This is a genomic window from Pyxidicoccus xibeiensis (genome assembly GCF_024198175.1).
Classification (GTDB): Bacteria; Myxococcota; Myxococcia; order Myxococcales; family Myxococcaceae; genus Myxococcus; species Myxococcus xibeiensis.
Genome location: NZ_JAJVKV010000002.1, coordinates 101,209 through 115,132 on the forward strand (window position 1 = coordinate 101,209; position 13,924 = coordinate 115,132).

12 protein-coding genes are annotated in these 13,924 nt (G+C 71.1%); 6 read left to right on the plus strand and 6 right to left on the minus strand.

Going from position 1 to position 13,924, the window contains the following annotated elements:
• Window positions 1-376 precede the first annotated feature (376 nt).
• From LXT23_RS08575 to LXT23_RS08585, 3 genes are all read right to left on the minus strand, one after another.
• Window positions 377-1,615: a metallophosphoesterase family protein gene (locus LXT23_RS08575; protein WP_253979621.1), complete on the minus strand. Its 1,239-nt coding sequence runs from the start codon at window positions 1,613-1,615 to the stop codon at window positions 377-379.
• Window positions 1,616-1,624: 9 nt separating this feature from the next.
• A complete protein-coding gene (locus LXT23_RS08580) occupies window positions 1,625-1,834 on the minus strand; it encodes a hypothetical protein (RefSeq protein ID WP_253979622.1) in 210 nt (69 codons plus the stop codon).
• Between the two features lie 113 nt (window positions 1,835-1,947).
• Window positions 1,948-2,262 (minus strand): hypothetical protein, encoded by a 315-nt coding sequence (locus tag LXT23_RS08585; RefSeq protein ID WP_253979623.1) that lies wholly within the window; start codon window positions 2,260-2,262, stop codon window positions 1,948-1,950.
• A gap of 206 nt (window positions 2,263-2,468) precedes the next feature.
• On the opposite strand from LXT23_RS08585, the gene LXT23_RS08590 reads away from it, so the two are divergent.
• The 3 genes from LXT23_RS08590 to LXT23_RS08600 are packed head-to-tail and all read left to right on the plus strand — an operon-like array spanning window position 2,469 to window position 5,449.
• A complete protein-coding gene (locus LXT23_RS08590) occupies window positions 2,469-3,962 on the plus strand; it encodes a zinc metalloprotease (protein ID WP_253979624.1) in 1,494 nt (497 codons plus the stop codon).
• Window positions 3,963-4,013: 51 nt separating this feature from the next.
• Window positions 4,014-4,688, plus strand: coding sequence for a TetR/AcrR family transcriptional regulator (locus LXT23_RS08595; RefSeq protein ID WP_253979625.1), 675 nt, complete (start codon window positions 4,014-4,016; stop codon window positions 4,686-4,688).
• The gene (locus LXT23_RS08600; protein ID WP_253979626.1) at window positions 4,685-5,449 is read left to right on the plus strand and encodes an SDR family NAD(P)-dependent oxidoreductase; all 765 of its coding nucleotides are present in this window, start codon (window positions 4,685-4,687) and stop codon (window positions 5,447-5,449) included. The genes LXT23_RS08595 and LXT23_RS08600 overlap by 4 nt, the downstream gene beginning before the upstream one ends.
• Here LXT23_RS08600 and LXT23_RS08605 read toward each other — a convergent pair.
• On the minus strand, window positions 5,446-7,119 hold the full coding sequence (locus LXT23_RS08605; protein WP_253979627.1) for an ArnT family glycosyltransferase: 1,674 nt from the start codon (window positions 7,117-7,119) through the stop codon (window positions 5,446-5,448). The genes LXT23_RS08600 and LXT23_RS08605 overlap by 4 nt on opposite strands.
• Window positions 7,120-7,766: 647 nt before the next feature.
• Between LXT23_RS08605 and LXT23_RS08610 the strand changes: the two genes are divergently transcribed.
• Both LXT23_RS08610 and LXT23_RS08615 read left to right on the plus strand, forming a co-directional pair.
• Window positions 7,767-10,814 (plus strand): ATP-binding protein, encoded by a 3,048-nt coding sequence (locus tag LXT23_RS08610; RefSeq protein WP_253979628.1) that lies wholly within the window; start codon window positions 7,767-7,769, stop codon window positions 10,812-10,814.
• A 153-nt stretch (window positions 10,815-10,967) separates the two neighbouring features.
• Window positions 10,968-11,504 (plus strand): YceI family protein, encoded by a 537-nt coding sequence (locus tag LXT23_RS08615; RefSeq protein WP_253979629.1) that lies wholly within the window; start codon window positions 10,968-10,970, stop codon window positions 11,502-11,504.
• 45 nt (window positions 11,505-11,549) lie between these two features.
• On the opposite strand, the gene LXT23_RS08620 is transcribed toward LXT23_RS08615, so the two are convergent.
• Window positions 11,550-12,518 (minus strand): endonuclease/exonuclease/phosphatase family protein, encoded by a 969-nt coding sequence (locus LXT23_RS08620; RefSeq protein WP_253979630.1) that lies wholly within the window; start codon window positions 12,516-12,518, stop codon window positions 11,550-11,552.
• Window positions 12,519-12,726: 208 nt separating this feature from the next.
• Here LXT23_RS08620 and LXT23_RS08625 point away from each other — a divergent pair, with 208 nt between their 5' ends.
• Window positions 12,727-12,867, plus strand: a complete 141-nt coding sequence (locus tag LXT23_RS08625) for a hypothetical protein (protein ID WP_253979631.1) — start codon at window positions 12,727-12,729, stop codon at window positions 12,865-12,867.
• Window positions 12,868-12,871: 4 nt separating this feature from the next.
• Here the strand turns inward: LXT23_RS08625 and LXT23_RS08630 are convergent, their stop codons facing one another.
• Window positions 12,872-13,918 carry a hypothetical protein gene (locus LXT23_RS08630; protein WP_253979632.1) on the minus strand — a complete coding sequence of 349 codons (1,047 nt, stop codon included), beginning with the start codon at window positions 13,916-13,918 and terminating at the stop codon, window positions 12,872-12,874.
• Window positions 13,919-13,924: the final 6 nt, after the last annotated feature.

Genomic DNA, 13,924 nt, shown 5'->3' on the forward strand with positions numbered 1-13,924 from the left:
TGACGCCCCGATTCCCACCACCGGGAAGGACGTGCCGGGAGTTCGCCTGGGGGGGCGGGCCGGGGGCCGCTTGGGCGCCGCCCGGGAGGCAGCGGCGGAGCGCCGCAGCCTGTCGGGGCGGCGCCTGCTCGTCTGCTTTTTCACTGACGCTCCCATTCCCAAAGGCCCTTCCGCGAACGCGTACCCTGGGCCGTTGGCGAGGCTTCGTCAGTGCTTCGTAGATCAATGACCCTGGGCCTTAAGTCATGAACAGTCAATGGCTCCGGCGGAAGCGCGGGGAGACCGACCCGCTTGGACGAGCCCAGGCTGGCCTGGAAGACCTCCTGCGGCCGGACGCTGCGTCGGCCAGGCAGGGTTGCGCTCCTGCGCTGCTCGCTCAAGAGATGGCGCGCGACGGGCCCAGCGGACGCCCCGCGAGCGAGCCCGGGTCCACCGCACGCTGCTCGACCTGGAAGTCCGGCAGCGCGCGGAACAGCAGCCACTCCCCGCTGCGCAGCGGACCCTTCACCAGCTGTCCGGTATCCAATAGCTGGCGGCCCAGCGGCCCCGAGGTGTCGCCGAGCAGGTGCTCGAGGTGGAGTCGCTCCAGCCGCCCGTCGTCCAGCCTCACCTCTCCTTCCACCTGGACGCGGTCGTCATCGAGGAAGACGCGCGACGCGCCCTCCACCCGGCCATAGGAGTTGTCCGCGAGGAGCAGCTCGAAGGCCCCGTCGACCAGCAGCGAGGGACAGTCCCCACTGGGGGTGTGCCCCACGACGACGCGGTGGATGCCCGAGCGCGCGAGCGTTTCGATGAGGCCTGGCGACGGCAGGGTGGGGTGGTTGCGCTCGTTGGCCATGCGTCCGTACACGACGCTGGCGGTGTTGATGCGCTTGCCCGGGGTGGGCGCCTGATAGGCGATGACGGGCTCCCAGGCCGGGCGGCCGTCCGCGTCGTAGCGCTCCTCGGCGAAGGCCGTGAGTTGCTCGCGATACCACCCGTTGAGGGTCTCGCTCCAGGCGTCCACGCCCTCCACGCGCTCCCGGGACGGCACCGCTCCCAGGCTGTCCTCGTGCAGCCCGCCGTGGAGGAAGAGCGTGTTGCCGATGCGGTGGGTCAGCTGGCACGCGGAGAGGTAGTCGCGCAGCTCGCCGCCGGGACCGAGGTCCGCGAGGTAGCTGTCCACCACGTCCTCGTCGCTCACGGCGTCGCCCGAGCGGGCCAGCTCCGCCTTGCGGAAGTCGAAGGCGCCGCGTGCGCCCATGGAGTTCTCGAAAATCCACCGGAGCAGCACGGGCCGGGGGGCGCTGCGCACCTCCGGGGGCGTGCGGGCCAGCGGGTGGCCGCGCAGCTCGCGCACCAGCCGCAGCTTGTTGATGTCGCGGTTGCCCGCGAGCAGCACCACCTGCGAGGGCTGCCGGCGCCGGGCCTCCAGGAGCGTGCGCACCACGCGCCGCCCGTCGGGCCCCCGGTCGATGGCGTCGCCCCCGTAGACGAAGGTCGCGCCGGGCCGGACCACCAGGCGCTCCCCGTCCTCCAGCGACACGAGCGGGTTGTCCTCACAGAAGCCGGTCAGCTTCTGCCAGATGCCCTCCACGTCGGTGAGGTAGGCGACGGAGGGGATGGGCGTCGACATGGGCATGCGTCAGAAGTCGTCGAAGAAGCACCCGCGCAGCTCGCCCGAGCGCGCGGCGCCCCCGCAGTAGGGAGAGGCCTTGACGTTGATGGGCTGGCCCTCGAGCACGAGCTGCCTGGAGACGGGACACTCCGGGGAGTCCACGTCCTCGGGCTCATCCGTGTCCTCCCCGCAGGCGCACAGCAGGAGTCCGGCCATCAGGTAGCTCAGCGGTCGCATGAGGCCATCATGCCTCACCGCCTGGGGGAGGTGGCCAGTCCTGCGTCATGACCGAGCCATGACCGACAGATGGAGCCCGGGGCAGCCGTGCCGCCCCGGGCCCAGGGCAATGCTCAGTCGTAGGGACAGATGGTGGGACTGCCGTGGCCGGCACAGACGTTGCGCTCGATGCAGTAGCCGCCGTCGGGCGTCGAGAACGCGAACATGATGATGCCGTCACTGCAGGGCACGTACATCGACCAGACGCGGCAGTAGTAGGTGGGGTCGCAGTCGGGGTACTGCTGCGCGGTGACGGTGTCGACCTGGGGTGACGTGGTCACCGTCTCCTGTGCGCCCATGTCCTCGGGCGCACCGCCGCAGCCGGCGAGCAGCAGCGTCGCGCAGAGCGCGGCGAGGGACGTCGTACGAAACGAGAGACTTCTCATCATCGTTCCTCCTGTAGGGGCCATCCGGCGCGCCGCTCGCGCGCCATCTCCCAGTTTCCATCACTCGTGTTGCAGGTGCAACGAGGCCAGGCGTCTCCCGAGGCACGCCAGGAATTCGGCGGATTCCTCAGGAAGAAATCCAATCCCCCCCGTTCATGGGTCGGCACGTGCGCGCACTGCCCCAACACCCAGTCCCTAGAGGGGGATACATGTCAGCGTTTCGAAAGACCGTCGCGGCCTCGGTGGCCGTCGTCGGATTGAATGGTTGTGTCTACGGCTACGTGAACGACGCCTCGACGGGCAGCGCCATCCAGGACGTGACGGTCACCGTCGCCTCCGGCTCCTGCTCGGGCAGCGGCTGCGCCACGCCCATCATCCAGAAGAGCGACTCGGCCGGTCTGTTCGTCTTCGACGCCTACGGCGACCGCCACGGCGAGGACCAGGTGCAGATCATCACGCCCGCATCCGGCCAGGAGGCGATGCGGCTGCTCTACACCCGCTCGGGGTACCGCTCCGTCAACGTCTACCACAAGCCGAAGTACGAGGAGGTCACCCAGGACGGGAAGAACTACCTCATCTCGGGCGTGCAGGCGGTCTACCTGTGCGCGCTGACCGCCGTCGACTCCGACGCGGACGGCATCTGTGACGCCGCGGAGAGCCGCTACGGCACCAGCCCCACGAACAGCGACACGGACGGCGACAACCTCAGCGACTTCGCCGAGCTGTATGGCTATGGCGGCGTCGACCTGCGCTACTTCGGCGCCAACCCGAAGAAGAAGGACGTCTTCGTCGAGCTCGACTACTACCCGAACCTCAAGCCCATCCAGGCCGCGCTGGACCGCGTCACGGCGGCCTTCGCCGCGGCGCCGGTGGGCAACCCGGACGGCTCCACGGGCATCGCGCTGCACCTGGTGCTGGACCAGCAGATCGCCACCGCCGACGCCGACATGAACCTGAGCCCGGCCTGGACGGACTTCGACGTCATCAAGGCCAAGTACTTCGCCTCGCGCCGCGCGCCGTTCTTCCACTACGCCCTGTTCGCCAACCAGTACGACAGCAACGGCTCCAGCGGCCTGTCGCGCGGCGTCCCCGGCCATGACTTCATGGTGACGCTGGGCACCTGGGGCACCCCGGGTGGCACCGAGCAGCAGCAGGCCGGCACCCTCATGCACGAGCTGGGGCACAACATCGGCCTGCAGCACGGCGGCAACGAGGGCATGAACTACAAGGCCAACTACCTGAGCCTCATGTCCTACTCGTACCAGCTGCGCGGCCTGCGCGTGGACGAGGTGGACGGGGTGCTCGACTACTCGCGCGTGCGCGTCGCCTCGGCGAGCGAGCTGTCCGTCAGTGAGATCTCCGCCTTCGCCCCCGCCGGGACGACGACGGAGGCGGACCTGTCGCGCTACGGCGTGCGCATCGGCACCGCCCTGCGCATCGGCGCCGCGCATGCCAACCTCGACTTCAACGGCAACAACGTCATCCAGGCCAGCCCCTTCGCCCAGGACCTCAACAACGACGGCGACACGGTGGACCTCATCAGCGCGTCGCAGAACGACTGGCTGGCCCTCGTCTATGACGGCGCGGGCAGCATCGGCGACCCCTTCCTGGGCGCCTCCGCCAGCCTGAAGCGCGCGCAGCCGTTCATGGTCGTCCCCGAGCGGACCGAGCCCTGCATCACCGAGCACGAGCACCGCCGGTAGTCGTTAGTCCCTTGCAAATGCGACCGCTCGGTCATATGACCGGGCGGTCACATGCCCAAGGACACCTTCTTCCGACTGCCCGACGAGCGCAGGGCCCGGCTCGTGCACGAGGCCATCTCCGAGTTCGCGGACCGGAGCTACACCGAGGCCTCGCTGTCCCAGATTGCGCGCCGTGCGCGCATCCCGAAGGGCAGCATGTACCAGTACTTCGAGGACAAGCTCGACCTGTACCGCTGGCTGCTCACGGAGGAGGCGCCGCGCCGCAAGCGTGAGTTCGTGGGCGCCGCCGCGAGCGCCGGGGGCGACTTCTGGGAGCGCCTGGAGACCTTCATCGAGCGGGGCATGGCGTTCCTCGTCGAGCACCCGCACCTGGCCCGCCTGTCCGCGGCGGCCGCCGCTCCCACCGCCCTCGTGGAGGTGCGTGGCCTGTACAAGGCCATCTGCGAGGCCGGCCTGGTGGAGCTGCGCGCCGTGCTGGAGGAGGGGGCCGCGAGCGGTGCCCTCCACGCACCGGACCTGGATGTCGCCACGCGCCTGGTCGCCACGGTCATCGGCCCCGGGCTGACGGACCTGGTGCTCCAGGAGCTCGGGGCGGAGCTCCACGAGGTGCTCGCCTCGGATGCCCTGCGAAAGCGGCTCAACTCCAGGCGCCGTCGCGCCCTGGCACACCAGGCGGTCCTCTTCATCCGGGGCGGCCTGGGCACTCCCGAAAGGAAACGCGCATGACCCACCACGACTTCTCCGGACGGGTGGCCCTCGTCATCGGGGGCACCTCAGGCATCGGCCTCACCACGGCGCGCGGCTTCGCGCGGGCGGGAGCGGCGGTCGCCATCGCCGCCCGGGGCGAGGAGGCCGGCCAGAAGGCCCGCGCCTCGCTGGAGGCCGAGGGCGCACGCGTCCTGTTCGTCCAGGCCGACGTGCGGGACGAGGCCGCCGTCGCGCGCGCCGTCGAGGCGACGGTGAAGGGGTTCGGCCGGCTCGACTTCGCGGTGAACAGCTCGGGCCATGGCGGCGACATGGCGCCGCTCGAGCAGGCGAGCCAGGCGGTCTGGGACGACGTGATGGCCGTCAACGCCCGGGGCGTGTGGCTGGCGATGCGCTACGAAATCCCGGCGATGCTCGCCTCGGGAGGGGGCTCCATCGTCAACGTGAGCTCCGTCTTCGGTCTCGCCGGCAGGGCCGCGCACCATGCCTACGTGGCGTCGAAACACGCGGTGGTCGGCATGACGCGCTCGGTGGCGCTGGAGTATGCGCAGCGGGGGATTCGAGTGAATGCCCTGTGCGCGGGCGTCACCCGCACCCCCGGCATGCAGCAGGCGGAAGTCCATGTCCCCGAACTCGTCCAGGGCCTCGTCGCGCAGCATCCGATGGGCCGGATGGCCACCGAGGAGGAGGTGGCGGGCGCCGCGCTGTGGCTGTGCTCGGCGGGCGCGGGCTACGTCACGGGGGTGCCGCTGCCGGTGGACGGCGGCTTCCTCGCGGCCTAGCGCGTCGCCACCTCCGCGAGCAGCATGGGCCGCAGCGTGCCCTTCCGGGTGGCGGGGTCGAGGAACGCCCGCGTCGGCCGGGTGATGCGGAAGTCCTCGAACGTCCCCAGCCTGCGCACGGACAGCCCCGCCTCCTCGAGCGCCGGCACGCGCTCCTCCGGCAGGTAGAGGTGGACGGGGCCGGCGCGCGTCACCTCCTTCAGCGCCTCCAGGTCCCAGTGCTCCACCCGCGTTCGGGCATAGAGCTGGAAGGCGTAACCGGAGACCGCGTGGACTCCCGTCGGCCGGGCCGGCTGGTGGTTGAGCAGCTCGGCCGCGTGGCTCCCGGCCTGGTAGCGCACCAGCTCCGGCAGGAAGCCCAGGTTGAGGGTGGCGCAGAAGGCGAGCGCCACGCCGAAGCTCCTGCCGAGAGTGCTGCCCACGGCCTCGCCCCGGAAGCCGGCGAACACCAGCCCCGTGGCCGCCGCCAGCCCGAGTCCGGCCCAGAGCAACAGGGGCGAGTGGAACACCCAGAGCGCGGCGGCCATCAGCACCACCATGCCCACCGAGACGCCGCTCTGCGTCCAGGCGAGGACCCGTGAAGGCGCGTCCCCCCGCGCGTCCAGCCACGCGGCGAGGATGATGCTGAAGAAGGGGAAGAGGATGTTCGTGTAGTGCGGGAGCTGGAAGCCCGACAGCGAGAACACCCCCAGGAGGACTCCGGCGGCGCCCCAGGTGAACAGCTCCTGGCCCGCCAGCCCCTGGCGCCACCAGCTCCGCAGCCGCGAGAGGCACGCGGCGTAGAGGAGCAGCGACCAGGGCAGGAAGGCCCACAGCAGCGTGTGGAGGAAGAAGAAGGGGTCTCCCTTCCCCCGGATGGGGCCGGTGTTGAAGAAGCGGCCGAACTGACTGTCCCAGAAGAAGAAGCGCAGCCCGGAGACACCGGTACGTCCGAAGACCTCCTTCTCCGGATGGAGGTCGAACTGCACGTAGAGACAGTACAGCTCCGGGAGGATGAACACCGCGACCAGGAGCAGGGCGAGCCACCAGCGCGGGCGGAGCAGCTCACGCCATTGCCGGTGCGCCAGCCAGTGCAGCACGAGCGCTCCACAGGGCGCGAGCAGCACGAAGGGCCCCTTGGTCATCACCGCGCAGGCGGTGAGCAGCGCGCCCCAGACCAGGTGCGGGCTGTACGGGCGCTCGTGGGCGCGCACGAGGTGATAGAGGCCGCCGACGAGCAGCGCCGTGAGGTAGGGCTCCGCGCGCACGTCGTTGTTGGAGAGCACCAGGTGGTACGCGGAGACCAGCAGGAGCACCGCCAGCCGTGCCACCGTGCGGGAGTAGAGGTGCCTGGCGAAGAGGTACGTGTAGACGAGCGACAGGCCCCAGAAACAGACGGCCGGGAGCTTGTAGCTGAGCGTTCCCACGCCGAAGAGCCGGAAGGAGAGGGCCGTCACCCAGAAGGGGAAGTGGGGCTTGTCCAGCCAGTCGCGCCCGGCGAGGACGAGCTCCACGAAGTTGCCCGTCTCCGCCATGCGCCGGGCAATCGTGGCGTAGAGCGCCGCATCGGGCTCCGCGACGGTGACCCACAGGCCGCTCAGGTTGACGAGCAGTCCTGACAACAACAGCGGTGTGAACCAGCGCTCCAGCCACCGCTCCAGCGGCCGTGGCTCGTACGACGTCTCCGGCACCTGCGACTCCGTCCCTGCTCTCCGGCCCGGATGGCGGCGGAGGAGCCCCCAGGTCCATGGACCCGGGCCGGCTCATCGGACGCGCCCCCTCTCGACGCTCCTCGCTGGCAAGCCACATGCCATGTGACGCACTCCGCGAGGGACGCAGGGCCGCGAGGGACTCGGGGCGCTCCCGGGCCCGCGAAGCCTGACGCGCATGTCACGGCCTCACGGAGCGGATGCCTGACGCGCATGTCACGGCCTCACGGGTTCATGAAGGAGCCTCCGGACGTCACCCTGAAGCCCGGCATGGCTTCATCCTGAGAGCGCCCGGCGGCCCGCCCCCCTTGCACCGTGGGCCCCTCCGTCCCCGGACGGGCGGTGCGAGGAGCCGGGGCCCGCCTGTCTGCCTCCCTTCGGGGTGGAATCCTGTGGACAGTGCAGTGCGTCGGGCACATGACAGGTCTTCCACGCCGACGGGTGGGAGCGCCGCTTCGAGCGCCCCGTGGGACGGCGGCTTCATCGAGCCCTGGTTACGCATCTGCCCTCGCGGTTGTGGGGCACGTGCAGGTCCAGGCGGGGTGGGGCTTTGGAATCACGACCAGGGTCGGAGGAGACCGGACACGATGGACGAGCGGGCCAGACAGGGCAGTCGACAGGACGAGGCCATGGCCCCTTCGCGGGAAGCCTGGCTGGATGCCCTGGGTGGCCCCAGCGAGCTGCGCGAGCTCATGCGCACGAGGGACTGGGCCTCCACGCCCATGGGCCCCACTGCCTCCTGGCCCCGGAGCCTCAAGGTCGTCGTCAAGACGATGCTGGCGTCGCGCTTCCCCATGATTCTCACCTGGGGGCCGGAGCTCACCCAGTTCTACAACGACGCCTACTCCCGGCTCATCGGGACCAAGCACCCGGCCGCGCTCGGCATCGACATCCGCGTCACGCTGGCCGAGGCCTGGGACACGCTGGGGCCGGTCATCCGGCAGGTCATGGAGACGGGCGTCGCCAGCTGGCTGCCCGCGCTGCTCCTCCTGCTGGAGCGCTCGGGCTACCGCGAGGAGGCCTACTTCGATGTGTCCCACGCGCCCGCCGAGGACGACTCGGGGGCGGTGGTGGGCATGCTCGCCGTGTGCAGCGAGGTGACCCAGCAGGTGCTCAGCGAGCGGCGCCTGCGGCTGCTGAGCGAGGTCTCCACCCGTGAGGGCGCGACGCGCGGCGTGGAGCGCACGTGCCAGGACGTGGTCCGCGCCATGGCCGCGGACCCGCTGGACATCCCGTTCGCGCTGCTCTACCTGCGCTCCGCGGATGGCCAGCGCCTCACGCTGGGCGGCGCCCTGGGGATTTCCGAGGGCGGCCCCGCGTGTCCACGCACCGTGGAGCTGACGGACGGGGCGGACGCGGTATGGCCGCTCGCGAGGGCCGCGGCCGGTGAGGTCGTCCGGGTGGACGAGGTCGAGCGCCACATCGCGCTCCCCGGCGGCCCGTGGGGGGACACGGTGCGCTCGGCGCTGGTGCTGCCGCTGGAGGCGGCGGGGCACTCGGCGCCGCCAGGCGTCCTGGTGCTGGGGCTGAGCCCCAACCGCGCGCTCGATGACGGCTACCGCTCCTTCTTCGAGCTGCTGGCCGGCCAGGTCTCTGTGGCGCTGCGCAATGCGCGGGCCCACGAGGAGGAGCGGCAGCGCGCCGAGGCGCTGGCCGAGCTGGACCGGGCGAAGACGGCCTTCTTCAGCAACGTGTCCCACGAGTTCCGCACGCCGCTCACGCTGATGCTGGGGCCGCTGGAGGAGCTGCTTGCCTCGCGGCGCCTGGGCGAAGCGGAGCGCCGCGAGCTGGAGCTCGTCCACCGCAACTCGGTGCGGCTGCTGCGGCTCGTCAACACGCTGCTGGACTTCTCGCGGCTGGAGGCGGGCCGCGCCGAGGCCAGCTTCGAGCCCACGGACCTGGCGTCCTTCACGGCGGACCTGGCCAGCGGCTTCCGCTCCGCCGTGGAGCGCGCCGGGCTGGTGCTGACGGTGGACTGTCCTCCCCTGACCGGCCCCACGTTCGTGGACCGGGAGATGTGGGAGAAGATCGTCCTCAACCTCCTCTCCAACGCGCTCAAGTTCACCTTCGAGGGCGCCATCACCCTGCGCCTGCGCGAGGAGGGCGGCCAGGGGATGCTGACGGTGGAGGACACGGGCACGGGCATTCCCGCTGGCGACCTGCCGCACCTGTTCGACCGCTTCTTCCGCGTGAAGGGCGCGCGCAGCCGCACCCACGAGGGCAGCGGCATCGGCCTGTCGCTGGTGCGGGACCTGGTGCGGCTGCACGGCGGCGACGTGCGCGTGGACAGCGCGGAGGGGCGGGGCACGTCCTTCACGGTGACGCTGCCCCTGGGCAGCGCCCACCTGCCCGACGCGCGGCTCCACGCCCCGCGCAGCCAGGCGTCGACGGCGGCCGGGGTCGGCGCGTTCCTCGACGAGGCACTGCGCTGGCTCCCGGACCGGGGGGAGGGGAGCGCCTCGCCCGGGACGTCGGGCCCCCCTGGCGACGGGCCCCGTCGCGAGCAGGGCGCGAAGGCGGACGGGCGGCGGGGGCGGGTCCTCGCGGTGGACGACAACGCGGACATGCGCGAGTACCTCTCGCGCGTGCTCGGCACGGTGTTCGACGTGGTCACCGCCGAGGACGGCGAGGCGGCGCTGGAGGTGCTGGCCCGGCGCGGCCCCTTCGACCTGGTGCTGACGGACGTGATGATGCCGCGGCTGGGCGGCTTCGGGCTGCTCAAGGCGCTGCGCGAGGCGCCGCGCACGCGGACGCTGCCGGTCATCATGCTCTCCGCGCGCGCGGGCGAGGAGGCGAGCGTGGAGGGCCTGGAGGCCGGCGCGGACGACTACCTCGTGAAGCCCTTCTCCGCGCGCGAGCTGGTGGCCCGCACGCGCTCGGCGCTGGAGCTGTCGTGGATGCGCGGGGAGGTGACGCGCCACGAGATGACGGAGGCGCACCTGCGCGAGGCCGTCCGCGCGCGCGACGACTTCCTCTCCGTGGCCAGCCACGAGCTGAAGACGCCGCTGACGGCCTTCCGGCTGCAGCTGGAGCTCATCGAGCGCAACCTCAGCCCCGAGGCCCGCACGCACGTGGGAGACCGCATCCTCTCCGCGGGCAGGCAGGTGAGCCGGCTGTCCGTGCTGGTGGAGAACCTGCTGGACGTGTCGCAGCTCACCTCCGGGCGGCTGGTGCTCACGCGGGACGAGGTGGACCTGGCCGCGCTGGCGGAGGACGCGGCGGCGCGGCTGCGCGAGGAGGCGACCGCGGCCGGCTCCACGCTCTCACTGCACCTGGAGTCGCCGCTGGTGGGCCAGTTCGACCGGCTGCGGATGGACCAGGTGGTGACCAACCTGCTGCAGAACGCCATCAAGTACGGAGCGGGCAGGCCCATCCAGCTGCGCGTCTCCCGCGAAGGTGGGGTGGCGCGCGTCTGTGTGAAGGACGAGGGCATCGGCATCGCCCCGCACGACCGGGAGCGCATCTTCGGGCGCTTCGAGCGCGCGGTGTCCGTGCGCCAGTACGGCGGCTTCGGCCTGGGCCTGTGGATTGCCCGGCAGGTGGTGGAGGCGCATGGCGGCACCGTCTCCGTGGTGAGCGAGCCCGGCCACGGCGCCCTCTTCACCGTGGAGCTTCCTCTCACGGGGGAGACACGCACTGCGCGTCCAGCTCCGGAGGAGGAGCGGGGCATCTCGTAGGCACTGTGTTGTCCAGTGACGGTTGCGGGCCCTCGCCGCGGGGACGATTGCTGGCGGGGAGCCACGGTTTTCCTAGGATGCCCTTCCGTCCCGTACGGCCTGCGTGCTCGCACTGGCGTGTTGTCCTCGACCTCTCATCGCTGAGCCCTCCGAATGTCCGTTGCAACCTGGAACATCGACCCCGCGCACTCCTCCATCCTCTTCGTGGCGCGCCACATGGTGGTGGCCCGCGTCCACGGGCGCTTCGAGCGCATCTCCGGCACCCTCCGCGTGAATCCCGAGCACCCCGGCCAGGGCGACGTGGAGGTGAGCGCGGACACGGCCAGCATCTACACGGGCTCGCCGGACCGCGACGCGCACCTGCGCTCGCCGGACTTCCTCGACGCGGACAATGCCCCGAAGCTCACCTTCCGCAGCACGCGGGTGGAGCCCACCGGAGGCTCGGGCTTCCGGCTGCTGGGAGACCTGACCATCCGCAACGTGAGCCAGCCCGTGGTCTTCGAGGCCCGCCACACCGCCACCTCCAAGGACCCCTGGGGCAACACGCGGCTCATCTACACGGCCAAGGCCACCATCAACCGCTCGGACTACGGCATCCGCTGGAACAAGACGCTCGACAACGGGGGCTGGCTCGTCGGCGAGAAGGTCGACATCGAGCTGGACATCCAGGCCGTCCCCGCCACGAACTGAGCCGCCGCGGGGCCTGCTCGGCAGGCCCTGCCCGGCGGGCCCTGCTCAGCGCGCTGGCAGGAAGTCCGCGTACACCGCGGCGTGGTCCGAGCCGCCGTAGCCGCCTCGCGGCTCGCGCTCCGCCCTGAACGAGCCGGGCACGTACGCGCCGCCGCCGCGGGCGAGGTAGAGGTGGTCGATGGCCTGGAGGTTGCCGGAGAACGAGTACGTCCAGGTCTCGCTGTCCGGCCGGTCGCTGGCCACGCGGAGCAGGTGCCCGTCGCGCTCCAGGGCGTCGATGGGGGGCGAGCCGGGCACGTCGTTGAGGTCGCCGCCGAGCACGACGATGGCGTCCGGATGCGCTCGGGCCACGGTGGAGACGATGTCCCGGGCGGCGTCCGCCTCGGCATACCGGCGGCCGGGGTCGTCGTTCACCTTGGAGCGGAAGTGGGCGGCGAAGAGGATGGCCCGCGCGTCCGGCGCAGCCACGTGGACCTCCAGCAGCTCGCGCGAGAAGTACGTCGGCGAGCCGTCCGGCCGGAGGAGCACGCGCTCCCGGTGCCCGCGGGTGGAGATGGGGTGGACGGACAGGACGGCCACGTCCACGGAGCCCGGGGCGCCCGTCTCGCCCAGCGCCGCATGGCCGAACCGGGGCAGCCGCGCGTGGAGCGCGTCCAGGGCGGCCTGCGTCTCCACCTCCGCGAGCAGCACCACGTCGGCGTCCAGCCGGGTGATGGCCTTCGCGAGCCGGTCGGCCTGGGCGGCCAGGGCGTCGGCGGAGGGCAGCTCCTCGAAGTTGCTGCCCCCGCACGCGGACGAGTCACACACCGTGTCGAAGAGGCGGCGCACGTTGAAGGCGGCCACGCGGAGGCTGCCCTGGGGGCGCTCGTAGGGGGCCTCGGGGGTGGGCGCTTCGCAGTCCCCGGTGGGGCAGACGTCTTCGGGGGCGGTCTCCCGGCCCTGGCAGCCCAGGACGGAGAGGACGGCGCCCAGCAGCAGGGCCGTGCGGTACCCACGAGGCAGGAAAGGCATCATGACGCGTGCCAGGGTAGCACCGGGGCGGGGCCCCGGTGGTCGCCGGGCCGCCGGGCGGGCAGGGGCCCATTCGCGTTTCTCATGGCAGCCGGCTGCGGAAAGGTGGACACCCCTCCGCGAAGGTCCGCGCCAGGGTGGCAAGGGGCGTTAGATTAGGTGCGCCCGTGGGTGCGGGACCGACGGTGTCTGCGACCGGAGAAGCCTGAGCATGTTCTGGGAAATCTTGATCGGCGCCGCGGTGATGACCCTGGTCACCGTCCTCTTCACGGGCCCGGGGATGTGGAGCTCCAGCTGGGGCTTCAAGGAGCGAGAGGGGACGGACAAGCAGCCGCCCCGCTCGGACAAGTAGCCGCCTACTTCTTCTTCGGCTTCGTGGGCTCCTTGGCTGCCGTCGTGCGTGGCTCTGCGGCGGGGGTCTTGCGCGGCGCTGTGAGCGCCGGCGCGGTGGTGGTCGGCTTGGGGGACTCGTCGGGCGGCTCCCTGACGGTCGCTCGCGTCGCCGCGACGGAGGTCTCCAGGCCACCGTCCGGCCCGTAGGACACGGGCACCGCATCCACGACGCTGGCACTGGTCGCCTTCAGGATGGTGAGCTTCGACTGGTCGAACGCCCTGACGAAGCCCTGCACCGTCGTCCGGTACTCCGTCACGCGCTCGGCGGGCAGCGCGCCGATGGCCGCATAGAGCAGCTCATGGTCGGGGAGCACCTTCCTGCGCGCCTCCAGGTTGGCCTGGGCGTGCAGCTGCACCATGGCTTCCTTGTACTGCGCGAGGGTGATGCGCCCCGCGTCGAGCAACTGGCGCGGGGTGAGCTTGACGATCTCGTCTCCCTGGACGCCCTCGTCCGGCGCCAGAGGAATGAGGCCCTCCCGGGCGAGCTCGGCGCGGGACTTGGGGGTGATCTCTCCACCGACGACCTTCATTGTCTTGTCGAGTGTGATGAGGCCCGCAGCGACCTGCTCCCCCGGCGTCATCTCGCGGATGCTCTCTCCCTCGAGTATCTGGGTCGGCTTGAGGGTGACGAGCTTCTCGGCCACCTTCTCCGCGAGGCTCTTCTCGACAATCTTGTCCCCGACGAGCTTCTCCTCGGGCTTGAGGGTGATGACGCCGGAGGCGACCTTCTCCGGGAGGGTCTTCTCGACGATGGTATCGCCCACCATCTTCTGGTTGGGAGGCAGCTGCACCACGCCCGCCGCGACCTTCTCCTGCAGGGTCCACAGGACGATGTTCCCCTGCGCGTCGATGTTGAAGTGCGAGGGCACGTCCGGCAGGTCGCCGCGTCCCACCTCCATCGTCTTCGGGTCGAACTGGAAATAGATGTCCTGCCCCTCCAGTGCCTGGGAGAGCGGGGCGGGATTGACGTGGATGACCTTCTTGGTGGTCTTGTCACGAACGATGTACACGACGGG